20 protein-coding genes are annotated in these 23,474 nt (G+C 72.6%); 13 read left to right on the top strand and 7 right to left on the bottom strand.

The genetic code is table 11. The annotated features are described in order from the left end of the window. Window positions 1–229: 229 nt before the first annotated feature. The 4 genes from M8542_RS46665 to M8542_RS46680 form a co-directional block, all read right to left on the bottom strand. Window positions 230–1,282, bottom strand: a complete 1,053-nt coding sequence (locus M8542_RS46665) for a hypothetical protein (protein ID WP_257926865.1) — start codon at window positions 1,280–1,282, stop codon at window positions 230–232. An 833-nt stretch (window positions 1,283–2,115) separates the two neighbouring features. Then, a complete protein-coding gene (locus M8542_RS46670; RefSeq protein ID WP_257926866.1) occupies window positions 2,116–2,430 on the bottom strand; it encodes a hypothetical protein in 315 nt (104 codons plus the stop codon). 64 nt (window positions 2,431–2,494) lie between these two features. After that, on the bottom strand, window positions 2,495–2,791 hold the full coding sequence (locus M8542_RS46675) for a chorismate mutase (protein WP_257926867.1): 297 nt from the start codon (window positions 2,789–2,791) through the stop codon (window positions 2,495–2,497). A 159-nt stretch (window positions 2,792–2,950) separates the two neighbouring features. After that, window positions 2,951–3,376 carry a DUF1707 SHOCT-like domain-containing protein gene (locus M8542_RS46680; RefSeq protein WP_257926868.1) on the bottom strand — a complete coding sequence of 142 codons (426 nt, stop codon included), beginning with the start codon at window positions 3,374–3,376 and terminating at the stop codon, window positions 2,951–2,953. 182 nt (window positions 3,377–3,558) lie between these two features. Between M8542_RS46680 and pcrA the strand changes: the two genes are divergently transcribed. After that, window positions 3,559–5,973, top strand: coding sequence for a DNA helicase PcrA (gene pcrA / locus M8542_RS46685; protein ID WP_257926869.1), 2,415 nt, complete (start codon window positions 3,559–3,561; stop codon window positions 5,971–5,973). A gap of 710 nt (window positions 5,974–6,683) precedes the next feature. Here pcrA and M8542_RS46690 read toward each other — a convergent pair. Further along, window positions 6,684–7,364 carry a M23 family metallopeptidase gene (locus M8542_RS46690; protein WP_257926870.1) on the bottom strand — a complete coding sequence of 227 codons (681 nt, stop codon included), beginning with the start codon at window positions 7,362–7,364 and terminating at the stop codon, window positions 6,684–6,686. Window positions 7,365–8,971: 1,607 nt separating this feature from the next. Between M8542_RS46690 and M8542_RS46695 the strand changes: the two genes are divergently transcribed. The 9 genes from M8542_RS46695 to M8542_RS46735 all read left to right on the top strand — a co-directional run bounded on the left by M8542_RS46695 (window position 8,972) and on the right by M8542_RS46735 (window position 18,641). Next, on the top strand, window positions 8,972–10,561 hold the full coding sequence (locus M8542_RS46695) for a hypothetical protein (protein WP_257926871.1): 1,590 nt from the start codon (window positions 8,972–8,974) through the stop codon (window positions 10,559–10,561). Continuing rightward, on the top strand, window positions 10,551–10,865 hold the full coding sequence (locus M8542_RS46700) for a cobalamin-dependent protein (RefSeq protein ID WP_257926872.1): 315 nt from the start codon (window positions 10,551–10,553) through the stop codon (window positions 10,863–10,865). The genes M8542_RS46695 and M8542_RS46700 overlap by 11 nt, the downstream gene beginning before the upstream one ends. A 119-nt stretch (window positions 10,866–10,984) precedes the next feature. Then, window positions 10,985–12,154, top strand: a complete 1,170-nt coding sequence (sucC, locus tag M8542_RS46705) for an ADP-forming succinate--CoA ligase subunit beta (RefSeq protein ID WP_257926873.1) — start codon at window positions 10,985–10,987, stop codon at window positions 12,152–12,154. A 1-nt stretch (window position 12,155) separates the two neighbouring features. After that, complete coding sequence (gene sucD, locus M8542_RS46710; RefSeq protein WP_257926874.1) at window positions 12,156–13,046, top strand: succinate--CoA ligase subunit alpha; 891 nt, start codon at window positions 12,156–12,158, stop codon at window positions 13,044–13,046. Window positions 13,047–13,253: 207 nt separating this feature from the next. Next, window positions 13,254–14,027 carry a DUF5336 domain-containing protein gene (locus tag M8542_RS46715; RefSeq protein ID WP_257926875.1) on the top strand — a complete coding sequence of 258 codons (774 nt, stop codon included), beginning with the start codon at window positions 13,254–13,256 and terminating at the stop codon, window positions 14,025–14,027. Window positions 14,028–14,170: 143 nt separating this feature from the next. Then, window positions 14,171–15,628, top strand: a complete 1,458-nt coding sequence (locus M8542_RS46720; RefSeq protein WP_257926876.1) for a cell division protein PerM — start codon at window positions 14,171–14,173, stop codon at window positions 15,626–15,628. A 78-nt stretch (window positions 15,629–15,706) separates the two neighbouring features. Further along, the gene (gene purN / locus M8542_RS46725; protein ID WP_257926892.1) at window positions 15,707–16,324 is read left to right on the top strand and encodes a phosphoribosylglycinamide formyltransferase; all 618 of its coding nucleotides are present in this window, start codon (window positions 15,707–15,709) and stop codon (window positions 16,322–16,324) included. Further along, window positions 16,314–17,873: a bifunctional phosphoribosylaminoimidazolecarboxamide formyltransferase/IMP cyclohydrolase gene (purH, locus tag M8542_RS46730; RefSeq protein ID WP_257926877.1), complete on the top strand. Its 1,560-nt coding sequence runs from the start codon at window positions 16,314–16,316 to the stop codon at window positions 17,871–17,873. The genes purN and purH overlap by 11 nt, the downstream gene beginning before the upstream one ends. Before the next feature lie 30 nt (window positions 17,874–17,903). Continuing rightward, entirely contained in the window at window positions 17,904–18,641 is a 738-nt protein-coding gene (locus M8542_RS46735; protein ID WP_257926878.1) for a hypothetical protein, read from the top strand. On the opposite strand, the gene M8542_RS46740 is transcribed toward M8542_RS46735, so the two are convergent. Both M8542_RS46740 and M8542_RS46745 read right to left on the bottom strand, forming a co-directional pair. Further along, window positions 18,638–19,387, bottom strand: coding sequence for a hypothetical protein (locus tag M8542_RS46740; RefSeq protein ID WP_257926879.1), 750 nt, complete (start codon window positions 19,385–19,387; stop codon window positions 18,638–18,640). The two genes, M8542_RS46735 and M8542_RS46740, sit on opposite strands and share 4 nt — an antisense overlap. Window positions 19,388–19,433: 46 nt before the next feature. Then, window positions 19,434–19,922: a GNAT family N-acetyltransferase gene (locus M8542_RS46745; RefSeq protein WP_257926880.1), complete on the bottom strand. Its 489-nt coding sequence runs from the start codon at window positions 19,920–19,922 to the stop codon at window positions 19,434–19,436. Window positions 19,923–19,976: 54 nt separating this feature from the next. On the opposite strand from M8542_RS46745, the gene M8542_RS46750 reads away from it, so the two are divergent. The 3 genes from M8542_RS46750 to M8542_RS46760 all read left to right on the top strand — a co-directional run bounded on the left by M8542_RS46750 (window position 19,977) and on the right by M8542_RS46760 (window position 23,473). After that, window positions 19,977–20,531, top strand: coding sequence for an HD domain-containing protein (locus M8542_RS46750; protein WP_257926881.1), 555 nt, complete (start codon window positions 19,977–19,979; stop codon window positions 20,529–20,531). A gap of 154 nt (window positions 20,532–20,685) precedes the next feature. Then, a complete protein-coding gene (imuA', locus tag M8542_RS46755; protein ID WP_257926882.1) occupies window positions 20,686–21,384 on the top strand; it encodes a DnaE2-dependent mutagenesis accessory factor ImuA' in 699 nt (232 codons plus the stop codon). Between the two features lie 481 nt (window positions 21,385–21,865). Beyond that, window positions 21,866–23,473, top strand: coding sequence for a Y-family DNA polymerase (locus tag M8542_RS46760; protein ID WP_443643380.1), 1,608 nt, complete (start codon window positions 21,866–21,868; stop codon window positions 23,471–23,473). Window position 23,474 lies beyond the last annotated feature (1 nt).

The raw sequence follows: 23,474 nt of genomic DNA on the forward strand, positions 1-23,474 counted from the left end.
TCGCTCGGCCGTTCGGCCGGGTTTCCGTTGGTCCGGATGGCCGACTCGTGGCCGGTTCCGGATCCGCTGTCGTCAGGTAACCCTGTGCCGACGGCGATCACCAGGCTCTGTCGCCGGAATGCCGTCGCCATACGACGAGCGGCAGCTTATGTCACCCACCCGGACCAGGGGTAACCGCTTGGCGCACCGCACGTGCATCGGAACGGGCGAACCGCACGTGCGAATGCGGTTACTGACCGTCAGCCGCGATCTTGTCGCCGTCCCCGAACGTCAGCGTGCGTTCCTCGATCGTCTTGGAGCCGTCGGTGTGGGTCACCTCGACGGTGTTGACCGTGACGCCGCGCTGCTGGTCGATGCTGACCTTGCGGACCTCGAAGTAGGCGATGCCGGCGTAGCGCTCGGCGAGCGCGTGCGGCCCCTGGTCGTGCAGGTCGCCGGTGGTCACCGAGGACGCCGCGGCGGGGTCGGTCGTCACCGTGTTGAAGAACTTCTCGGAGTTGTCGCCCATGGTCTGGGCGTCCGGCGGGAAGGAGTACCACCACGGCGGCTTGACCGGGTTTTCGCGCTCGGCGGGTGTCACCGGCGGCTTCTGCGGCACGCCACTGGCCGTGTCCGTGCCCGACGTCGAGGAAGGCCGGCCGGTGCTGTCGTCCCCGGGCACCGTGGTGGTCCCGTCGACCGGGCCGGCACCGCCGCCACTGGTGGTCCCGGCGGCGTTCTCCGGCCGCGTGGCCGAGCTCTCCGGGCCGACGGCGGACCCGCCGTGCCCACTGGGCGGCAGCCGGTCCCCGGTCGGGTCGACGACGGTCGGCGCGCCCTGGTAACCCGGCCAGGCGCCCTGCACGGCCTGGTCCGCGGGCGGTTTCCCGACGAGGTAGGACCCGGCGAACAGCATCCCGACGACCACGGCGCCGGACGCGCCGGTGGCGAACCAGGCGGCCTTGCGCCAGGTCTTGGGCGGGGTCACGGAGGCGGGCACGGACCCGATGGTGAAGCCCCCGAGCCCGTCGATCGGCGGCGCGGCGTAGATCCGCACGTCATCGTCGTCCGGTTCGGCCGGCCCACCCGCCCGCGGCGCGTCGAGCGAGACCCGGGTGCGCCGCGCGGCCTGGTCGGCGCGGGACTCGGTGACCGCCTCGACGTCGTCGTAGCGGCCGTCTTCGCAGGTGTCGGCGTCGTCTTCGAAGCCGAGGGGAAGGCTGCCGTGCGCGGCGGGGAAGAGCGGCCGCCCGTCACGGGGCTGGGGCAGCGACGGCTGGGGCAGTGGCAGCGACCCGGACATCGGCGGGTCGACCGGCAGGGGGTGGCCTGCGCCGGTTGCGGTGGGGTGGCCGAATGGGCCGGTTGTGTCGGTGGGGTGGCCTGCGCCGGTTGCGGTGGGGCGGCCGAGCGGGCCGGTTGTGTCGGTGGGGTGGCCTGCACCGGTTGCGGCGGGGTGGCCGAGCGGGCCGGTTGTGTCGGTGGGGTGGCCTGCACCGGTTGCAGCGGGCCGACCGAACAAGCCGGCTGCGTCGGCGAGAGAGCCGTCGGCGTGACCCGCCCAGGCCGCGTCGGCGAACGAGCCGGCGAGCGACCCGCGCACGAACCCGGCGGCCTCGGCCGGCTGGGGAAGGCGAGCCATCGGCGCGGTGTGCCGCTCCGGCGGAGCGCCCGCGTTGTGCCGGACCGGCCGGTGCTCGGGCAGGGGCGGCGTCCAGCTGTCCGCGCCCCCGCGGCGGTGCCGTCCGGGGTGCGCGGGCGCGGTGGCGCGTCCGGGGAACTCCGTGCCGTAGCTCATGTGGGATCGACCACCAGGCCGTCCGGTCCTGACGCCGAGGAGTGCGTGATCGACCCGATCGGAGCACCGTCCTCACGCGCGAAATCCTGTTCCGAATCCTGCGCAGATGCACGCGCATGCGAGACCGGACGCGCAGGGCCACTGCCCCCGCGCGTCCCGCGGGCTCCGCCCGGCCCAGACGCAAGGGTCCTCACGGCGTCAACCCTAGGAGCATCCGGCGTAGAAAGTCGCCCCCAAACCTGCAAGTTGCAGAGGTTTCACTCGGTCGGGCGCGACCGAAAGGGGGACAGTGACGCTGCGAAGTTTCACGCAGCGCCATCGGCCCAGCTCAGCGGGGTTCAGCCGCCGGTGCGGTAGCGGTCACGCGTCGACTGCAAGGCCTTCGTGGCCACCGCACCGCTACCCGCAGCGAGGATCATGGCCACGATGTCGAGCCCGGTTCCCCCGGACGTGAGCAACCAGGCGAACAACGACGCCGCGGTGGTCCCGCCGGCCACCGCCCACCGGCTGCGGACGTACTGCGCGACCGGCGCGCCGCCGGCCCGCTTACCCGCCGCGTTGTTCAGCATCGCCAGATACCCCACATGGCCCAGCGCGGCCAGCACGCTGACGAGCGCGACGATGACGGCGATGAGGTTCACGAGCCACTCCATGACCCCAGTCTGCCTGCAGCCGGGCCACCGGTGCCTCAGGGAAGACCCGGAATTCGGACAACCGTTACCGGCCGAGCCGGCCCCGGCCGAGGTTCAGCAGCGCCATCGCCAGCTGCCGGCCGTCCGGGCCGAGCTCGCGGTAGCGCGCGAGGACGTCCATCTCGCGGTTGTAGACGATCCGGGTGCCCCCGGCGGCCATCCGCGCGGCCCCGATGGTCTTGGACACCTCGACCCGGCGTTTCACGAGCCGGAGGATCTCCTTGTCCAGCCAGTCGATCTCCTGCCGGAGCGACGCGATGTCGTCTCCGGCAGGGGTGTGCTCGGCGGGCTGGCCGTCGGCGTTCGTCGCTTGTGCGTTCATCGGGACCTCTCCCTCGATGCCCGGACCTGGCCCCTGGGACGGCGACAGCCCCGGGTCCGTGGACTCCGGGGCTGGCTGTGATGGCGGTTCGGGCACTACGCGATCACGGGAGCCGGAGTCCGGGTCCCGTAGAAAAATCGCTCCGCGTGCCGCATGCCTTCAGTATGGCACAGCCGGGCCGAGCCGGTCCCGGGCCGAGCGGACCCGTGCGTGGACGAAGAAGCTGACGGTGAGCCAGAACAAGGGGAAGGCCGGCCAGAAGAACCCGGCGCCCAGCACGGCCCACCGCACGATCAGCAGCACGGCGACCGCGACGACGACGGCGGCGTGCACGCGCAGCGCGGGGTGCCGCCGCAGCATCGCGGCGGTGAGCGGAAAGCCGGGCCGCGGCGGCGCGGGCCGCGGCAGGTCGGCGGTGAGCGCGGTGAGCTCGTCGGTGAACCGCGCGGCGTAGACGTGGGTGAGGCGCTCTTCGACCTCGTCGAGGGTGAGCCGGCCTTCGGAGCCGGCGGTCTGGACGGCGGTGGCGACGCGTTCACGATCGGCGTCGGCGGCCCGGATCCGGGCGGGATGGCTGTCTTCCATGTAGACCGATGCTCCGCTCGCCGGGCAGGCGGCGCGTCGGACACCAGGCGACACCTCCCACTACGCCTGGCGCGGTAGCGGCGTTCGCCGGAGCCGTCGAGCCCGCCCGAGCGCTCGCAAAACCGGCCGGGTCGGCACGCTTTCGCCGGAGCCCGGCCCGCCCGGGGTAGCGTGGACAGACGATGGACACCCTCTTCGATCTCCCCGCCGAGACCCCCGCGCGCAAGCCCGCTTCCGGCGGGCAGGCCGATCTGCTCGACGACCTGAACCCGGCCCAGCGCGAAGCCGTCACCCACGCCGGTGGCCCGCTGCTGGTGGTCGCGGGCGCCGGATCGGGCAAGACCCGGGTGCTGACCCGCCGGATCGCCTACCTGCTCGGGCAACGCCGCGTGCACCCCGGCGAAATCATGGCGATCACCTTCACCAACAAGGCCGCCGCCGAGATGCGCGAGCGCGTCGCCGCGCTCGTCGGGCGCCGCGCGAACGCCATGTGGGTGTCGACGTTCCACTCGATGTGCGTGCGGATCCTGCGTCGTGAAGCCAAGACGCTGGACATGTCGTCGAGCTTCTCCATCTACGACTCCGACGACACCAAGCGGCTCATCACGCTGGTGGCGCGCGACCTCGACATCGACCCGAAGAAGTACGCGGCGCGCACGCTCGCGATCCACATCTCGAACCTGAAGAACGAGCTCGTCGACCCCGAAGAGGCGTCGGCGAACGCAGCCAACGACCTCGAGCGCCGCGTCGCCGAGGTCTACGTCGAGTACCAGCGGCGGCTCAACCAGGCCAACGCCTTCGACTTCGACGACCTCATCATGCGCACGGTCTCGCTGCTGCAGGCGTTCCCCGCCGTCGCCGAGTACTACCGGCGGCGCTTCCGGCACGTGCTGGTCGACGAGTACCAGGACACGAACCACGCGCAGTACACCCTGGTCCGCGAGCTGGCCGGGACCGCGCCGAACGAGGCCGGCGTCGACCCGGCCGAGCTGGTCGTCGTCGGTGACGCCGACCAGTCGATCTACGCCTTCCGCGGCGCGACGATCCGCAACATCGAGGAGTTCGAGCGGGACTTCCCGAACGCGCACACCATCCTGCTGGAGCAGAACTACCGCTCCACGCAGACGATCCTGTCCGCGGCGAACGCCGTCATCGAGCGCAACCCGAACCGCCGCGCGAAGCGGCTGTGGACGGATTCGGGCGAGGGCGAGAAGATCGTCGGCTACGTCTCGGACAACGACCACGACGAAGCCGCGTTCGTCGCGAACGAGATCGACGCGCTGGCGGAGAAGGGCGAAGCCGACTACTCCGACGTCGCCGTCTTCTACCGCACCAACAACCAGTCCCGCGTCTTCGAAGAGATCTTCATCCGGCTCGGCCTGCCGTACAAGGTCGTCGGCGGCGTGCGGTTCTACGAGCGGCGCGAAGTCCGCGACATGATCGCGTACCTGCGCGTGCTGGCGAACCCCGACGACACGGTCAGCCTGCGGCGCGTGCTGAACGTGCCCAAGCGCGGCATCGGCGACCGCGCGGAAGCCGTCGTCGCGACGCACGCCGAGCGCGAGCGGATCTCTTTCGCCGCAGCACTTCGCGACGCCACCGAAGACAAGGTGCCGCTGCTGAACCCGCGCTCGGTCAAGGCCATCAAGGGGTTCGTCGCGTTGCTCGACGAGCTGGGTGTGCTGATCTCCGAAGGCGCGGAGGTGCACGACGTCCTGGAAGCGGTGCTGGAGAAGACCGGCTACCGCATCGAGCTCGAAGAGTCCGAAGACCCGCAGGACCACACGCGCGTCGAGAACCTGGACGAGCTCATCACCGTGGCCCGCGAGTTCACCGAGATCACCGCGGAGATCGTCGCCGACGAGAACGCCGAGCTGGTCGTGGACGAAGGCGTCCCGGCGCCCGGTTCGCTGCCGGCGTTCCTCGAGCGCGTGTCGCTGGTGGCGGACGCCGACTCGGTGCCGTCACCCGACGGCGGCGAAGAAGGCGACGGCGGCGCGGGCGTGGTCACCCTGATGACCGTGCACACCGCGAAGGGCCTGGAGTACCCGGTGGTGTTCTGCACCGGCTGGGAAGACGGCGTCTTCCCGCACATGCGCGCGCTGGGCGACCCGACCGAGCTGGCCGAAGAACGGCGGCTGGCGTACGTCGCGATCACGCGGGCGCGCAAGCGCTTGTACGTCTCGCGCGCGATCACGCGCTCGGCGTGGGGCCAGCCGTCGATGAACCCGGCTTCGCGGTTCCTCGACGAGCTGCCGCCGGACCTCGTCGACTGGCGGCGGCTGGAACCCTCCAGCGGCGGCTTCGGCTCCTTCGGCTCCGGTTCGCGCGGCACGCCCCGCGCGGCGACGACGTGGGGCGGCCGCCGGTCGTCCTCGCCGTCTTCCTCGGGCACGCCGTCGTTCGGCAAGGGCTGGAAGGACACGGTGGCGCTGAAGCTGGACGTCGGCGACCGCGTCAGCCACGACAAGTACGGCCTGGGCACGGTGATCTCGTGCGACGGCGTCGGCCCGCGCGCGACGGCGACGATCGACTTCGGCGCGGCGGGCAAGGTCCGCCTGATGCTGATCGGCAGCGTGCCGATGGTGAAGCTCTAGCAGTAGCGCGTTACCCGGACGAGTGAATCCGGCGGCGATCCCCGCGATCGCCGCCGGAATCGTCGTACCCACCCGGTAGAACTGACCCTGCGATCGAACACAAGTTCGACGGAAGGGGTAGTGTGGTGTGGACGCGGTCCTGTTTCACCTGTTGGCCGAAGGGGTACAAAAATATTTGCGAGGAGTCCTGGAGACGACGGTTCCGGATCGGGGTTCGGTGCCTTCGGGGGCTTCAGGAAGTGCTTCGCACGCGGGAGCGGAGGCGTGCCGGCTGGCCGCCGCCTGGCGAGCGCTGCTCAGGCAGCACGAGCTCGGTGCGGACGGGCGTTGTATTGCCTGCTGGCGCTGTGCCCTCTGCGGTCGGGGACGCCGTTGGGCTACGCGTCGTGCCGCGCGTGTCCGCTCCGCGGGGGGCGCCGGGCTCTGCACCGTGTGGCAGGTCGCGGTGGCGTACTTCGTCCGCCGGCTGCCGGGCGATCGCCGGTGACCTTGTCCGGGCTCACCTTTTCCGGGCTCTCAGCGGCCTTTTGGCGGCCTGGAGGAGGCGGAGTGAGGTCTCGGGTACCTGCGGGGTGTCGGCGCGGCCTCAGAGGTTCTCGCGCCTGACTGTCGCTGGTGGTCCAGACGACTCAGGTGGTTCGGACGACTCAGGTGTTTCAGTCGACTCAGGTGGTTCAGTCGACTCAGGTGGTTCAGTCGACTCGGTCGAGTCAGACCACGATGCCGCGCGCGGCCAGCCAGGGCCGGGGGTCGATCTTCTTGGTGCCGTTCTGCCAGACCTCGAAGTGCAGGTGCGGGCCGGTGCTCTGCCCGCGGTTGCCGATCTCGGCGATCTGCTGGCCGCACTTGACCTTCTGGCCCTCCTTGACGGAGAAGCTGTTCATGTGGCCGTAGACCTGGATCGTGCCGTCGTCGAGCTGGACGCGCACCCAGAGGCCGAAGCCGCTGGCCGGGCCGGCGTCGATCACGGTGCCGTCGGAGGCGGCGTAGATCGGGGTGCCGATCGAGTTGGCGATGTCGATGCCGAGGTGGCTCGTGCCCCACCGGGCGCCGAAGCCCGAGGTGAAGGTGCCGTGCGCGGGCAGGCAGGTCTTGGGGCGAGCGGCTTCCTCGGCGGCCTTCTTGGCGGCGTCGGCTTCACGCTTCTCGCGGGCCGAGGTGATCGAAGCGCTGTCGGAAAGTTTGGCGGCCTCGGCGGAGGCGTCGACGGCGTGTCCGGCGGGCAGGAGCTCGGGGGCACCCCCGGAGCCCGCACCTCCCGCGGTCAGCGCAGCGCTGGCGTCCTGGCTGTTGGCCAGCGGCGTGACTCCGGCGTCGGAGTCGGTGACTGTCTTGAGCGTCTGTCCCGCGGCAGCGGCAGCGAAGGCACCGGCCGCGACAGCGGCAACCACGACACGGCCGCGAAGGGCCGAAGAGGGCGGGGCGATGCGGTGCGCACCCCGGACACGGACGACCGCACCTTCGAGTGCGTCCTTCAGTGCCGGGGAAGGAGCTTGGCCGCCGGGGGAGCGGTGTGAAGCCAAGACAGGGCCTTCCATCGTCGGGGAGCCGGGCCTGAGGACTGCGGGCGGGGGAACCCGGTGAGCCAACCTCGGGGGTGGTTCGCTCGTCGTCCTACTTCGTGACCTGACTGTAATGGGGACCGGGGGACAGTAACGAAGGGGCACCGCTGTAGGCAAGATCTGCCCCGGCCGTCGGCCGATCGGGTGGCCGGGATTTCGCGCCCACCTGTGCTAATTACCCAAAGTTAGAGGGGGTTTACTGCGTTTGGTGTGACTTGGCTTACAGGGGTTTCGGGCAGTAAAGGACCCACTTACGGCCGCGCGGCCGTAAGTGGCCGGAATAACGGTTTGCCAGGGGATGTTTAGGCACTTTCGATGCCTCGCGCCGGCTCGGCGGCCCCAGTCGGACCGCGAGGGCGAGCTTCCACGCTGGGCTGTGGCCGACCGTTCGTCGACGCCTACGAGCCGTTCACCGACTCAGGCCGAAGATCGCCCCGAATCCGCCGGATTTGCCCGTTTCCCGGGCGGCGCCAGGTCGGTCGACCACTCGGCGACTCGCGCCCCGCTGGGGCGTTCGTGATCGCCCGAGCTTGCTAGCGTCGCGGGCGATGCCCCCACGCTCAGAGCCCCCGCCCGGGAGCACCCCCGGCTCCCAGGGCCCCCCGCAAGACCCCGCGGCCACCCGCCCCACCGGTAAGCGGAAGCCTTCCCGCGCCCAGCCACCTCCAAACCCCGCGGCGGAGCAATCACCCACCAGCACCGCCCCTGAGCGGGACGAGCCCGCTGAGGTTCGTAGCGAGGCCGGCCGCGGTCCGAGCGGCTCCACGCGCCCGACCGCAGAGCCCGCCGCGCCGGCCGACGCGCCCGCCGGGCTCGAGCCAGGTCCGGGCGCTGCCCAGCCTGCCGAAGCTCGTCGTGAGTCCGAGCCAAGCCAAGGAACGTCCCCGCGGCCCGCGGCCCAGCCCGCGACCGGCGGCCCCGGCCGCGGTCCGAGCGGCTCCAAGCGCCCGACCGCAGAGCCCGCCGCACCCGCCGGGCTCGAGCCAGGCGCGAGCGCTGCCCAGCGAGCGGCATCCGGCGAGGCCGGCCGCAGTCCGAGTGGCTCTGCCGGCTCCGCTGCCCAGCCTGCGGCATCCGGCGAGGTCGAGCGCGGTTCGAGCGACGCAGCCCAGCCCGCGGCATCCGGCGAGGTCGAGCGCGGTTCGAGCGGCGCAGCCCAGCCCGCAGCATCCGGCAGGCCCAGCCGCGGCCCAAGCGACTCCGCCCGTGCCACCGCCCAGCCCGCGGCAACCAGTGCCCGAAACCCGAGCCGCTCGGCCACCCCGACCGAACCCCCGCTCCCACCCTGGACCGACGAAACCGACCCAACCCCCCTCAAAGCCGCCCTGATCCTGGCCACCCTGGGCGCCCTATCCCTCACAGCCGCGGCCTTCATCCCCGTCTCACCGGAAGCGGCCCCGGGCTTCACCAGCTGGCCCTGGCTGACCGTCCTCGCCTTGGCGCCGGTAATCGCCGCCATCGGGACCGCCGCCCGCCGGCCCGGGCTGGCCGCCGGCCTCCTCCTCGGCCTCGCCGCCCTCGCGCCCGGCCGGCTGGTCCTCGACCTCCAGTTCGCCGTCAACGGCCCCCTAGCCATCCGCCCCGAGCTCTACCTGGCCGACCACTTCGTCGGCGGCTCGGCCGTCGGCGCGGGGTTCTGGCTGCTCGTCGCCGGGCAGGTCCTCACCGGGGCCGCCGGTGTTGCCGCCTGGCGGGCGAGCCGCAGTCACGACGAGCCCGAACGTCGCCGGTGGCGGTTGCTCGTTCCGCTGCTCGCCGTCACCGCCTCCGTCGGGCTGCTCACCGCTCCCGTCCACTCCGGCAACGGCTTCCTGCTCGCCCGCGCCGCCTTCGAAGGGCCGTGGCCCGCGCTTGGCGGCTACCTGCTGCTCGCCGCCGCGTTGCCGCTGACCGCCGTCGTCGCGCTCGCCGCCCCCTCCGACCACGTTGCGCGCGGGGCGCTCGTCGGGCTGGGCGCCGCCGCCTTCGGGGTCGCCGTGCCGCCCGTTGTCGCCGGGCTGGCTCGGGACGACCTGGACGTCGCCTGGGGACCCGTCGTCGTGCTCGTCGCGACCGCCCTCGCCGCCGGCCTCGGCTTCACACGGCTGGCCGAAGCCGCCGAGAAGCCCGAAGGGGACCTCGCCGGCGGGGCGAAACTGCCCGGGCTCTTCTGGTGGCGGCTCACCACCGGACTGCTCGGCCTGGCCACCGCGCTCGCCGCCGTGATCGGCACCTTCGCGCCGCAGGTCGCGGTCACCGCCCTCAACCCGGGCGCCGACGCGCCGGTCAGCGCCGCCGCCGAAAGCCCCGCGCGGTGGTTCCTGCTCACCGCCGCGCTCGTCGTGGCCGTCCTCGCGCTCGGCACCCTCGTCCCGAAGACGGCCGCCGTCGCGCGGCCCGTGCTCGGGCTCGCCTGGGCCGGCATCGTCCTGGCCGGGACCGCCGTGCTGAACACCGCGCTCACCGCCACCCAGGCCGGCAACCTCGCCGGGTTCGGCGGCGCGAACATCGGTGGCACGTCCGGTGCGGCCCCCGCCTTCACCTACGACCTCGGCGCCGGCGCCGCGTGGACGTTCGCCGCCCTCGTGCTCGCCGCCCTCGCCGCGCTCGCCGCCGTCGGCACCGGTGTCGTCGAACGCGAAGACGCCGGTGACGGCGCGCCACCCGGTGGCGGCGTGCTCACCCCGGTCGTCGCCGGCGGGGTGCTGGCGATCGCCGCGTTCGGGCTGCCCGTCTTCACCGTGCCGGGGTACGTCGCGCCCGGGCTGTGGTCGGACTTCGACACCCCGTCGTGGGGGCTGCTCACCGCCGTCGTCGTGGTGGTCGGCGCCCTCGTGCTCGCCCTGCGGTCCCGGCCGAAGCCGGCGGCGGCCCTGCTGACCGGCGCCGCCCTGCTGGCCGCCCTCCACGCGGCCGAGCTGCCCCTGGTCGGCAAGGGCCTCGGCGACGCGAGCCCCGCGACCGGCTTCTGGCTCGCCCTCACCGCCGTGGCCGCGCTGCTCGTCGCGGCCGGCATGTCGGCCGCCGGTGGACGTCGTGAGCCGTGACCGCCCGCGGGTGCTCCTGGTGGAGCTCGAAACGCCCGACCCGGCCGCTGTCGCGCTGGCCCGCCTCCTGCGCGACGAAGGCATGGAAGTCGTCCACGCCGGACCGGTGGACACCGTCGAGCAGATCGTCCGCACGGCCGAGCAGGAGGACCCCGACGCCGTCGGCGTGCTGGGCGGCGAACCACCCGCGGAGCTCGCGCGCGCCCTGGCCGACGTCCCCGTCTTCACGGGCGAAACCGCGGCGGAATGGCTGGCCGGTGGGCGGTCTCACACCTCGGGAACACCGTCTGACCGCGTACGGTGACCGACTTCACCAGGTGCGGAGTCCCCTGCGTCTGCGCAGGTCGCTAACCTCGACTGGTCCGACAGCGCGGTCCGGTCAAGCGGACCACCACAGTGGCGTGTCGTCAGGAGACTGGAGTAGTGGACCTCTACGAATACCAGGCGAGGGATCTCTTCGCCGCCCACGGAGTACCGGTTCTGCCGGGCTCGGTGGCTAGCACCCCCGAAGAAGCCAAGACCGCCGCGGAGCAGATCGGTAACCAGGTCGTCGTCAAGGCGCAGGTGAAGGTCGGCGGCCGTGGTAAGGCGGGCGGCGTCAAGCTGGCCCAGACGCCGGACGAGGCGAAGGAGAAGGCGGAAGCCATCCTCGGCCTCGACATCAAGGGCCACATCACGCGCCGCGTGCTGGTGGCCGAAGCCTCGGACATCGCGTCCGAGTACTACTTCTCCTTCCTGCTGGACCGGTCCAACCGGACCTTCCTGGCGATGGCGTCCTCCGAGGGCGGCATGGAGATCGAGCAGCTCGCCGTCGAGCGTCCCGAGGCGCTCGCCAAGATCCCGGTCGACTCGATCACCGGTGTCGACAAGGCGAAGGCGCTCGAGATCCTGAAGGCCGGCAACTTCCCGGCCGACATCATCGACGAGGCCGCCGACGTCGTCGTCAAGCTCTGGGAGACCTTCGTCTCCGAGGACGCGACGCTGGTCGAGGTCAACCCGCTGGTCCGTGACCCGCAGGACAAGATCATCGCCCTCGACGGCAAGGTCACCCTCGACGAGAACGCCTCCTTCCGCCAGCCGGGCCACGAGGCCCTGGTGGACAAGGACGCGGAGAACCCGCTCGAAGCCAAGGCCAAGGCCAAGGACCTCAACTACGTCAAGCTCGACGGCGAGGTCGGCATCATCGGCAACGGCGCGGGCCTGGTCATGTCCACTTTGGACGTCGTGGCGTACGCGGGCGAGAAGCACGGCGGCGTGAAGCCGGCGAACTTCCTCGACATCGGCGGCGGCGCGTCGGCCGAGGTCATGGCGGCCGGTCTGGACGTCATCCTCAACGACACCGACGTGAAGAGCGTCTTCGTCAACGTCTTCGGCGGCATCACCGCCTGCGACGCGGTGGCGAACGGCATCGTCGAGGCCCTGAAGATCCTGGGTGACGAGGCCACCAAGCCGCTGGTCGTCCGCCTGGACGGCAACAACGTCGTGGAGGGTCGCAAGATCCTGGCGGACGCGAACCACCCGCTGGTCACCGTGGTGGACACAATGGACAACGCGGCCGACAAGGCTGCCGAGCTCGCCGCGGCAGGTGCGTGAGATGTCGATCTTCATCAACGAGAACAGCAAGGTCATCGTCCAGGGGCTCACCGGCTCCGAGGGCATGAAGCACGCGACCAAGATGCTGAAGTCCGGCACGAACATCGTGGGTGGCGTCAACGCCCGCAAGGCCGGCCAGACGGTCACCATCGAGGGCAAGGACCTCACCGTGTTCGGCACGGTCGAGGAGGCCATCAAGGAGACCGGCGCCGACGTCTCGGTCATCTTCGTGCCGCCGAAGTTCGCGAAGGACGCGGTCGTCGAGGCGATCGACGCCGAGATCCCGCTGGCCGTCGTCATCACCGAGGGCATCCCGGTGCACGACTCGGCCTACTTCTGGGCGCACGCCGTCGCGAAGGGCAACACGACCCGGATCATCGGGCCGAACTGCCCCGGCGTGATCAGCCCCGGCAAGTCGAACGCGGGCATCATCCCGGCCGACATCACCAAGGCCGGCGAGATCGGGCTCGTGTCGAAGTCGGGCACGCTGACCTACCAGATGATGTACGAGCTGCGCGACATCGGCTTCTCGACCGCCGTCGGCATCGGCGGTGACCCCATCATCGGGACCACCCACATCGACGCCCTCGCGGCGTTCGAGCAGGACCCCGAGACCAAGGTCATCGTGATGATCGGCGAGATCGGCGGCGACGCCGAAGAGCGCGCCGCGGCCTACATCAAGGAGAACGTGACGAAGCCGGTCGTCGGCTACGTCGCGGGCTTCACCGCGCCCGAAGGCAAGACCATGGGCCACGCGGGCGCCATCGTGTCGGGCTCCTCCGGCACGGCCGCCGCGAAGAAGGAGGCCCTCGAGGCCGCCGGCGTCAAGGTCGGCAAGACCCCGAGCGAGACCGCCGTCCTCGCGCGTGAGCTGTACAACAACCTCGGCTGAGGTTGGCGCATCACTCCTGGTGAGGCCGGGCACCGTCAGGGTGCCCGGCCTTTCCGCGTTTCGGGACGAAACCTCCCGAGGTATTCACGCGTCTGATGGGTCGGCGGCCTCGTAGTGCGCTAGCGTTCTGCGCACGCAAGCCGCCTCGTCTTCCCCCGGGTGTCCTCGTACCCCGGAGTGCCGGTCGAACCGACAGGAGTGCATCCGATGACCTTCCCCAGCGGTGGGCCCGGCTACCCCCAGCAGGGTGGCGGCCAGCAACCCCCCGGACCGCCGTCGAGCGGTTTCCCCGCCCAGCAGCCGCACTCGCACCAGGCGCCCGCGGGCGGTGCCCCGAACCTGGCGCAGAACCTGCCGCTGCTGATCGCCCTGGCGGTTGCCGTGCTGGGGCTCGTCCAGTACTTCCTGGGCTTCGCCGAAAGCGGTGACGTCGGCCTGGGCGGCGTACTCCTGCTCGCGGGTGGCCTGCTCGCCGGGATGCACGCGCTGCCGAAGGGCCCGAAGACGCTGCCGTACGCGGCGCTGCTGAGCGTGCTCGGCGCGCTCGAAGTCCTCGACACGCTGGTCGCGCTGCAGACGAGCCCGGGCGTGGTCACCGTCATCCTGATCCTGGGGATCCTGCAGATGCTCGCGGCGGTCGGCGCGCTGCTGATCGAGCACGGCGTCATCAAGCCGCCGGCGCCGAAGCCGGCCGCGCCGTCCTACGGCGGCCAGTACGGCCAGCAGCAGCCGGGCCAGCAGCAGTACGGCCAGCCGGGCCAGCAGTACGGCCAGCAGCAGCCGGGCCCGGTCGCGCAGACCGGCGAGCCGTCGGCGGCGCCGTTCCCGCAGGGCCAGTACGGCTCGCCGAACCCGCCCTCGACCACGCCGCCGCCGGGGCAGCAGGCCACGACGTACGCGCCGCAGCAGGGCTCGTTCTTCCAGCAGCCGCCGTCGGACAACCCGGGCACGCCGCCCGGTGGGTTCGGCAAGTCGAACTGACGCAGTCCCTGAACACCCGCTGTGACGCAGAGTGTCACAGCGGGTGTTTCGCGTTCCGGGGGCTACTCGACCGGGTGGGTTAGCTCTCCCACGCCGGCCGGTGGCGGCGTGGCTCACCCGGACGGACCAGCCCGGATGTCAGGGTGCGGATCATGGACCTGCTCACCGACTCCCGCGAAGAGCCGGTGGGCGACCTCGAACCCGACGTCGAACTCTCCCGGGCGGCGCGGGTGCGGGTGTTGCTCGCCGCCGCTCTCGGACCGCTGGTCACCGGCTACGCCGTGGTCGCGACCGTGCTGGCCCTGGTCGCGCTCACCGCCGGCCGCGGCGCCTTCTCCGGCACGGGTGCGCTGCTGGCCGCCGGCCCCGGCTGGCTCGCCGCGCACCAGGTCCGCCTCGGCCTCGGCGGTCACCCGATCGGCGTGCTGCCGCTGCTGCCGACGCTGGGCGCGCTCGCGCTGGCCGCGCGGACGGCCACCCACGCCAGCCTGCGGCTCGGCTACCGCGCGCCCCGCGAGGCCCTGCCCGTCTTCGTGACGATCACCGGTGCGCACGCGGTGTTCGGGCTCGTCATCGCGATCGCCGCGCAGGGCTCGCCGGTGAGCGCGAACCCGCTGGCCGCCTTCGCCGTCCCCGGCCTGCTCGCCGCCCTCGCCTCGCTCGCCGGGATCTTCCGCGGGTGCGGGCTGCCGGACGTCGTCGCCGAGCGCCTCGACGCGCTGGCGCTGCGCGGGCTGCGGGCCGGCGCGCTGGGGCTCGCGGTGCTGCTGGCCTGCGGCGCCGCGGTGTTCACCGTCGCGACCGCGGTGTCCTGGCGGACGGTCGCGGACATGTACGAGCCCGCGTTCGGCAGCAGCTTCGGGATGTTCCTGCTCTCGGTGCTGTACGTGCCGAACGCCGTGGCGGCCGCGCTGTCGTTCATCACCGGGCCGGGCTTCTCGATCGGCGCGCTGAACGTCGGGATGTTCGGCTACCGCGGCGGCGCGGTGCCCGGCGTCCCGCTGCTGGGTGGCCTGCCCGAACACCATTCGGCCTGGTGGCCGGCGCTGCTGGTGCTGCCGGCGGCGACCGGCGTGCTGGTCGGCTGGTCGCTGCGCAAGGTCGACGCCGATCCGGCGCAGCGCATCCGCGCGGTCGCGGTGGCCGGCGCGGTGGTCGCGCTGGGCTGCGTCGCGCTGGGCACGCTGGCCGGCGGCCGGCTCGGCGACGGCCCGTTCGACCCGGTGAGCGTGCCGGTCGGGGTCGCGTCGGTGGTCGCGTTCTGCTGGATCGTCATCCCGGGTTCGTTCGTCGCGTTCTTCGCGGGCGAGCACGAGCCGCCCGCGCCGCCCGAGGCCCTCGAAGACAACGAAGCGTTCGAGGACGCCGAAGACGTCGACGTCGAAGAAGCGGCCGAAGCCGTCGAGGAGATCGAAGCGTCCGAAGAGGACGAAGAGCCTTCGGAGGAACCCGAGGCCCCCGAAGAGCCCGATGAGGACACGGAGTTCGACGCCGAAGCCGACGCCGAACTCGGCCTCGAGGACGACCCGGCCGAGGACGAGGCTGTGACCGGAGGCACCGAGACCTGCGGCGACGTCGAGGCGGCCGAGACCGACCGTTAGGGTTGTCGTGACCTGGTGAAGCGCCGTGCGCACCGGCTGCGCACCGCCCGCGGCAAGGAGCCCGCTCTGTCTCAACGGTTGGAGCTGCCCACTCCGGTGAAGCTCGTCGTGCTCGCGTCGGGCTCCGGCACCCTCCTGCAGGCGGTGCTGGACGCCACCGCGCGGTCCGGCTTCCCGGCCAAGGTCCTCGCCGTCGGCGCCGACCGCACCGGCATCGAAGCGCTGACCCGCGCCGAGCGCGTGAGCATCCCGTCGTTCACCGTCCGCGTCGCCGACCACCCCGACCGCGCGGCCTGGGACAAGGCGCTGACCGAGGCCGTCGCGGCCTACGAGCCCGACCTCGTCGTCTCCGCCGGGTTCATGAAGATCCTGGGCGAGCAGTTCCTCGGCCGCTTCACCGTGGTCAACACGCACCCGGCGCTGCTCCCGTCGTTCCCGGGGATGCACGCGGTCCGCGACGCGCTCGAGGCCGGCGTCAAGGTCACCGGCTCGACCGTGCACTTCGCGGACGCCGGGGTCGACACCGGGCCGATCATCGCCCAGGAAGCCGTCGTCGTGGAGCACGACGACACCGAAGACGTCCTGCACGAACGGATCAAGGCCGTCGAGCGCAGGCTGTTGGTGGAAACGATCGAGCGACTCGGCCGCGGTGGCTGCACCGTGGACGGACGAAAGGTGACATTTCGTGAGCACTGACCTGGGACGGCGCCCGGTCCGCCGGGCGCTGATCGGCGTCTCGGACAAGGCGGGCCTGCTGGACCTCGCGACCGGCCTGCACGCGGCCGGCGTCGAGATCGTCTCCACCGGCGGCACGGCGAAGGTCATCGCCGACGCCGGTGTCCCGGTCACGCCGGTCGAAGAGGTCACCGGCTTCCCGGAGTCGCTCGACGGGCGCGTCAAGACGCTGCACCCGCGCGTGCACGCCGGGCTGCTGGCCGACCAGGGCAACGCCGACCACGTCGAGCAGCTGCGCAAGCTCGACATCGCGGCGTTCGACCTGCTCGTGGTCAACCTGTATCCGTTCGAGCAGACCGTGGCGTCCGGCGCGAGCCCCGAGGACTGCGTCGAGAACATCGACATCGGCGGCCCGGCGATGGTCCGCGGCGCGGCGAAGAACCACGGCAGCGTCGCGGTCGTCGTCGACCCGGCCCGCTACGGCTGGGTGCTCGAGCGCGTCGCCGACGGCGGTTTCGACCTGAACGACCGCAAGCGGCTCGCGGCGCAGGCGTACGCGCACACGGCTTCCTACGACATCGCCGTCGCTTCCTGGTTCTCGAACGTCTACGCGCCGGCGGACGACTCCGGCTTCCCCGAGTTCTCGGGCGTCAGCTGGGAACGCGGCGAGGTGCTGCGCTACGGCGAGAACCCGCACCAGAAGGCCGCGCTCTACAAGGGACACCGGGCCGGCCTGGCCCACGCCGAGCAGCTGCACGGCAAGGCCATGTCCTACAACAACTACGTCGACACCGACGCCGCCCGCCGCGCCGCGTTCGACTTCGACGGGCCCGCCGTCGCGATCATCAAGCACGCCAACCCGTGCGGCATCGCGGTCGGCACGGACGTCGCCGAGGCGCACCGCAAGGCGCACGCGTGCGACCCGGTCTCGGCCTACGGCGGCGTCATCGCGACGAACCGGCCGGTCAGCCGCGAGGCGGCCGAGCAGATCGCCGAGGTGTTCACCGAGGTCGTGCTGGCGCCGGACTTCGACGCCGAAGCGCTGGAAATCCTGCAGCGCAAGAAGAACATCCGGCTGCTCAAGCTGCCCGAGACCGCGGCGGCGCCGATCGAGTTCCGCCAGATCTCCGGCGGCGTGCTGGTGCAGACGGTCGACGCGATCGACGCGCCGGGCGACGACCCGGCGTCGTGGACGCTGGCCACCGGCGCCCCGGCCGACGAGCAGACCCTGCGCGACCTCGAGTTCGCGTGGCGCTCGCTGCGCGCGGTGAAGTCGAACGCGATCCTGCTGGCCGCCGACGGCGCGACCGTCGGCGTCGGCATGGGCCAGGTCAACCGCGTCGACTCGTCGCGGCTGGCGGTCTCGCGGGCGGGCGACCGGGCGAAGGGCTCGGTCGGCGCGTCGGACGCGTTCTTCCCGTTCCCGGACGGGCTGGAAGTGCTGGTCGAGGCGGGCGTCCGCGCGATCGTGCAGCCCGGTGGCTCGGTGCGCGACCCCGAGGTCATCGCGGCGGCGGAGAAGGCGGGCGTCACGATGTACCTGACGGGGACGCGCCACTTCGCGCACTGACCCGGGCTTCGCTTCGAGAGGGAGGGCTCGATGCAGCAACCGCCGTACGGCCAGGGCGGGTATCCCCAGCAGCAGCCGGGGTACCCGCCGCCCGGGTACCCGCAGCAGCCGGGATACCCGCCACAGCAGGGATATCCCGGCTACGGCGGGCCGATGCAGCCGCCGAAGAAGAAGCGGACGGGGTTGATCCTCGGCATCATCGGCGGGGTCGTGGTGCTGCTCGGCGCGGGCATCCCGCTCGGCATCTTCGCGAGCGAGTACTTCACGAGCACGGGCGCGGCGCCGGTTTCGTCACCGGCGCCCGCCGAGTGCCAGATCCCGGCACAGGCGCTGGCGAAGGCCGGCTTCCCGAGCTTCGCGGGCAGCAACCCGGGCGGGGCGCAGGACATCCCGGGCCTGAAGCAGATCGGCTGCGGCTTCAAGCCGGGGCCCGACGAGAACGTCCGGGACGCCACCATGAACGTCCGGATCGTCGAGTACTCCGGCTCGGGCGCGGTGGAGCAGGCGAAGAAGAACTTCATGCCGTACCAGCCGGAGGTCCCGCCGACGGCGGTCGGCGGCATCGGCGACCAGGCGGCGCTGGTCCGCCTGGTCACGAACAGCGCGTTCAGCGGCGCCGAACTGCACGTCCGGAAGGGCGCGAACGTCGTCACGGTCGAGGTTTCCGGCTGGGACAAGGGTTTCTTCTCGAACTCCCCGATCCCTCAGCCGGAAGCCGACGACGCCGTGAAGACCGTCGGCTCGGAGATCGTCAAGAAGCTGCGCTAGGCGGGCACGGGCAGCGCTTTGCAGAGCGCGGCCGGGAACTGCGGTTCGGCGGCCCGGATGTCCGTGCAGCCCGCCGTCTTGACCTGCGCGAACGACGTCCAGCCACCGCCGCCCCAGCGGAAGACCGTGCGCAGCGGCGGGTCGGTCTGGCGCACCACCAGGTCGACGGCCAGCCAGTTCGCGTCGCAGGCCCGCGTGGTGCCCGCGTTCTCGGCGCCGATCGCGGACACCGCGGCGCCGATCCACGCCGGGTCGCAGTGGTCGGCGGGCGGGGCGCAGACACCCTGGGGGTCGCAGTGGCCCCAGCCGGCGCCGAGCTGGTGCCAGGCGTTGCGGGCGTCGGCGTTGAGGATCACCGTGCGTTCGGCGACCGGGCCGGCCGCGCTCAGCCGCAGCTCGGCGGGCACCTTGTCCTGGCAGCCACCCGACGCGGGCCGCGTCGAGTAGACGACGTCGGCGCGGATGTCGGTCTTGGTCTCCACGAGCTGCTCGATCCGCGGTTCGCGCACGCAGCCCGGGTCCTTGCCCGGCAGCGCCACCTGCACGAACAGGGTTTTCGGGTCGGGGCCGGGGCGGATGCCGGTGACGTCGGCGCGGAACGAGCGCCACTCCGCGCCCATGGTCGTCGGGCCCGGCGCCTCGGCTTTGGCGCCGGGCACCCCGCCGCCGGCGGTGAGCACGACTGCCGCCACCGCGCCCGCCGCGACCAGTGCGCCGGCGATCCACAGAACCGGTCGTTTGGTCATCGTCACCCCCAGAAGTCCACCGGGGAATCTAGCCGACGCCGCAGCGTCAGGCGGGCGGACCGGGATATTCGCGGAGGGTGACGTCCTTCTCCAGGTACACGGCGCCGCGGATGTGCCCGGCGGCGGCCGGGGCGTCGGTGAGCCGGTAGCCGGCACGCTGGTACATCGCGATGTTGCGGGCGCTGCGGGCCCCGGTGAACAACGCGAACCGGCGGGCTTCGGCGGGAGCGTGCGACTCGGCGTGCGCGAGCAGGCGGCGGCCCAGCCCGCGCCCGGCGAGGTCCGGCGCGACCATCAGCCGGCCGAGCTCCCAGCTGTCGCCCTCGAGCCGGGCGCGCACCGCCCCGACCAGCCGGTGCTCGTGGCGCAGCACCCACACCGACCAGGTCTTGGCCCAGTCGCGCACGTCCTCGAGGGTTTCGTGCAGGGCCGGGATGTCGAGGGTGTCGTTGAGGACGGCCTCCTGGACCCAGCAGCAGCGTTGCAGGACCAGCAGTTCCGGGCAGTCGTCCGGCCGGACTTCGGTGAGCTCCACGGGGCTTGTCTAGCGAGCCGCCGCCTGGGCGGGCAACTTCATTACTTTGGCGGGGTGACCGATCTGCTGCGCGCCGCGTTGGACGCTCCCGGTTTCGCCCCGCTCCCGCCGTCGGCGCGAACCTTGCTGGAGGAGCTGGGCGCGCCGCCCCGGCTGGGGGCGCACCTGCGGGTGGTGCACGACGTCGCCGTTTCCCTCACCCGGTGGGTGCGTGTTCCGGTCGACGTCGATGCCGTGCTTTTCGGCGCGGCCACGCACGACATCGGGAAGGTCCTGCACCCGGCGGAGCTGTCCGGGCCGGGGTCCGCGCACGAGGCCGCCGGGTATGCGCTGCTGGTGTCGCACGGGGTTCCGCCGGAGCTGGCGCGGTTCGCGCGGACGCATGGCTCCTGGTCCGCCGCGGACGTGACGGGGGAGGACCTGCTCGTCAGCCTCGCGGACAAGGTGTGGAAGGCCAAGCGGGTGCCGGACCTGGAGGAACGGGTCGTCGAGTGGCTCGGCGGGCCGGGGTGGGAGACGTTCATGGCCTTGGACGACGAGCTCGCGCAGATCGCCGAGGGGGCGGATTCCCGGCTGGCGTTCCAGGGTTCGTACCCCACGAGTGGGTGACTTGACACCTCGGGTGGTTCGCGGTTGACTTGTCCATGTCGAACACGTGTTCGACATGGAACCGCCGCCTTCCCCGCGGCGAACCAGTGCCGTCGGTCGCGGTTTTGGGAGAGGCTCGACCGCCGGCCTAGTCCGTTGTGGGGAGGTGCGTGCGGTGACCGCTGTGGTGGAGCCGCCGGTGGCCCGGCTGGCGGCCCTGCCCGGGGTGAGCACGGCGAGCCGGGTCGCGGCCCAGGCCGAGCGGGCCAGGGTGACGGGAAGGGTGCTCCCGGTCGCCCCGGCGCTGGCCGGGCTGCTGCCCGCCGCCGGTCTGCGGCGGGGGAGCACCGTGGCGGTCCACGGGGCGACTTCGCTGCTGCTCGCCCTGCTCGCCGAGGCCACCGCCGCCGGGTCGTGGGCGGCCGTGGTCGGCATGCCGTCGCTGGGGCTGGCGGCGGCGGCCGAGTACGGCGTGGACCTCGGCCGGGTCGCACTGGTCCCGCGCCCGGGCGCGGAGCTGCCGTCGGTGGTGGCGGCGTTGCTCGACGGCGTGGACCTGGTGGCGGTCCATTCGGAGACGGTGCAGACCGCCGTGGCGCGGCGGTTGTCTGCCCGAGCCCGCCACCGCGGCGCGGTCCTGCTGGCGTTCGGCGCCTGGCCGGGCGCGGACGTCGAGCTGTCGTGCCGCTTGTCACCGTGGTCAGGCCTTTCGGGCGGCTACGGCCACCTGAGCGCGCGAGAGGCGGCGGTGCGTGCCCACGGCCGCGGCGCGGCGGCCCGCCCCCAGACGGCCCCCCTCCTGCTCCCGGCCCCCGGCGGCGCCCCGGCCCCAGCAGAACCTCGCCTGACACTGCACAAAGAGGCCACAGCATGACCCCGGCAACCCGACCACCCAGGCACACAACCCGACTGTCCGGGCACGCGAGCCGACCGTCCAGGTACGTGGGTCGTCCGGCTGGGTACGCGAGCCGACTGTCCGGGTACGCGGGTCGTCCGGCGGGGTACGCGAGCCGGCCGTCCAGGCACGCGAGCCGACCGTTCGGGTACGCGGGTCGTCCGGCTGGGTACGCGAGCCGACCGTCCAGGCGCGCAGGCCGACCGTCCAGGTACGTGGGTCGTCCGGCGGGGTACGCGAGCCGGCCGTCCAGGCACGCGAGCCGACCGTTCGGGTACGCGGGTCGACCGGCGGGGTACGCGAGCCGGCCGTCCAGGCGCGCAGGCCGACCGTCCAGGTACGTGGGTCGTCCGGCTGGGTATGCGAGCCGTCCGGTCAGGTGCGCGAGTCGTCCCTCCGATCACGTGTGTCGACCTCTCCTGCACGACCGGGCCGGCCGGCGGCCCCGGCGGGAGGCCGCATGACCGTCCCCGCTCAACGTGGTGCCCCGGACCTTCCCGCCCGGATGCTCGTCCTCTGGTGTCCGGACTGGCCCGTCGTCGCCGCCGCGGCCACCGAGGCCGTGTCCGTCACCCAGCCCGCCGCCGTCTTCAGCGCGAACCGGGTGGTGGCCTGCAACGCCGTCGCTCGGCGGGGTGGTGTGCGACGGGGGATGCGGCGGCGGGAGGCGCAGTCGAACTGTCCGGAGCTCGCCGTCTTCACCGCCGACGACGGCCGGGACGCGCGGCTCTTCGAAGCCGTCGCGCGGGCCGTCGAGGGGCTCGTCGTCGGCGTCGAGGTCGTGCGGCCCGGGCTCGTCGCCGTGCCCGTCGCCGGGGCCGCCGGGTACTTCGGGGGTGAGCACGCGCTCGTCGAACGACTTGTCGACGAAGTGTCGGCCGCCGCCGGCGTCGAGTGTCAGGTCGGTGTCGCCGAGGGGCTCTTCGCCGCGACGCTCGCCGCGCGGCGCGGGGAGTTCGTCGAACCCGGGCGGGTCGCCGAATTCCTGGCGACGCTGCCGATCACCGAGCTCGACCAGCCCGGCGCCGACCGCGCGGAGCTCGTCGACCTGCTGCGCCGCCTCGGCCTGCGCACGCTCGGCGCGTTCGCCGACCTCCCGGAACGCGACGTCGCCAACCGCTTCGGCACCACCGGGATCTTCGCGCACCGGCTGGCGCGTGGCCGCTCCGAACGGCCGCCGCTGCGCCGCCGGCCACCACCGGAACTGACGCTCACCGAGGAGTTCGACCCGGTCGTCGAGCGCGTCGACGTCGCGGCGTTCCTCGCCAAGAACCTCGCGACGCGGTTTTGCACCGGGCTCGCCGGCCACGGTCTCGCCTGCACCCGGCTCGGCATCTACGCCGTCACCGAAGAAGGCGAGCACCTCGGCCGGGTCTGGCGGTGCGCGGACCCGTTGACACCCACCGGCGTCGCCGATCGCGTGCGCTGGCAGTTCGAAGGCTGGTTGCGCGCGGCGCCCGGCCGGCGCCCGACGTCCGGCGTGGTGCGGCTCCGGCTGGAGCCCGAGGAGACCGTCGAAGGGCGGTCGCTGCAGCTCGACCTCTGGCAGAACGGCGGCTCGGAGGAGGAAGACGAACGAGCCGCGCGGGCGTTCGTGCGCGTCCAGGGCCTGCTCGGCCCCGAAGGCGTGGTGACACCGCTGCTCGACGGCGGCCGCGACCCGGCGGGCCGCGTCCGGCTGGTGCCGTGGGGCGACCCGCGCGAGCACACGACGCCGCCGGACGCGACCTGGCCGGGTCGCCTCCCGGCGCCGTCCCCGGCGACGGTCCTCGACCGCCCGGTGCCCGCGCAGGTCTTCGACGCCGACGGCGCGGCGGTCGGCATCACGGCCCGCGAGCAGGTCACGGCCCCGCCGGCCCACCTGAGCATCGCGGGTGGCGGGCGCCGGGACGTCGTGGGCTGGGCGGGGCCGTGGCCGGCGGTGGCCGATCGCCGACGGCCGGGCCCGCAGCGCGCGCGGCTGCAGCTGCTGCTCGCGGGTGTGCGGGACGAGCCTCCCGAAGCGGTGCTGGTGCACTGCGCGGGCACGGAAAATCCACTGTGGACGGTCGAGGGAGTGTACGACTGAG

The sequence above is a fragment of the Amycolatopsis iheyensis genome (assembly GCF_024703995.1).
Classification (GTDB): Bacteria; Actinomycetota; Actinomycetes; order Mycobacteriales; family Pseudonocardiaceae; genus Amycolatopsis; species Amycolatopsis iheyensis.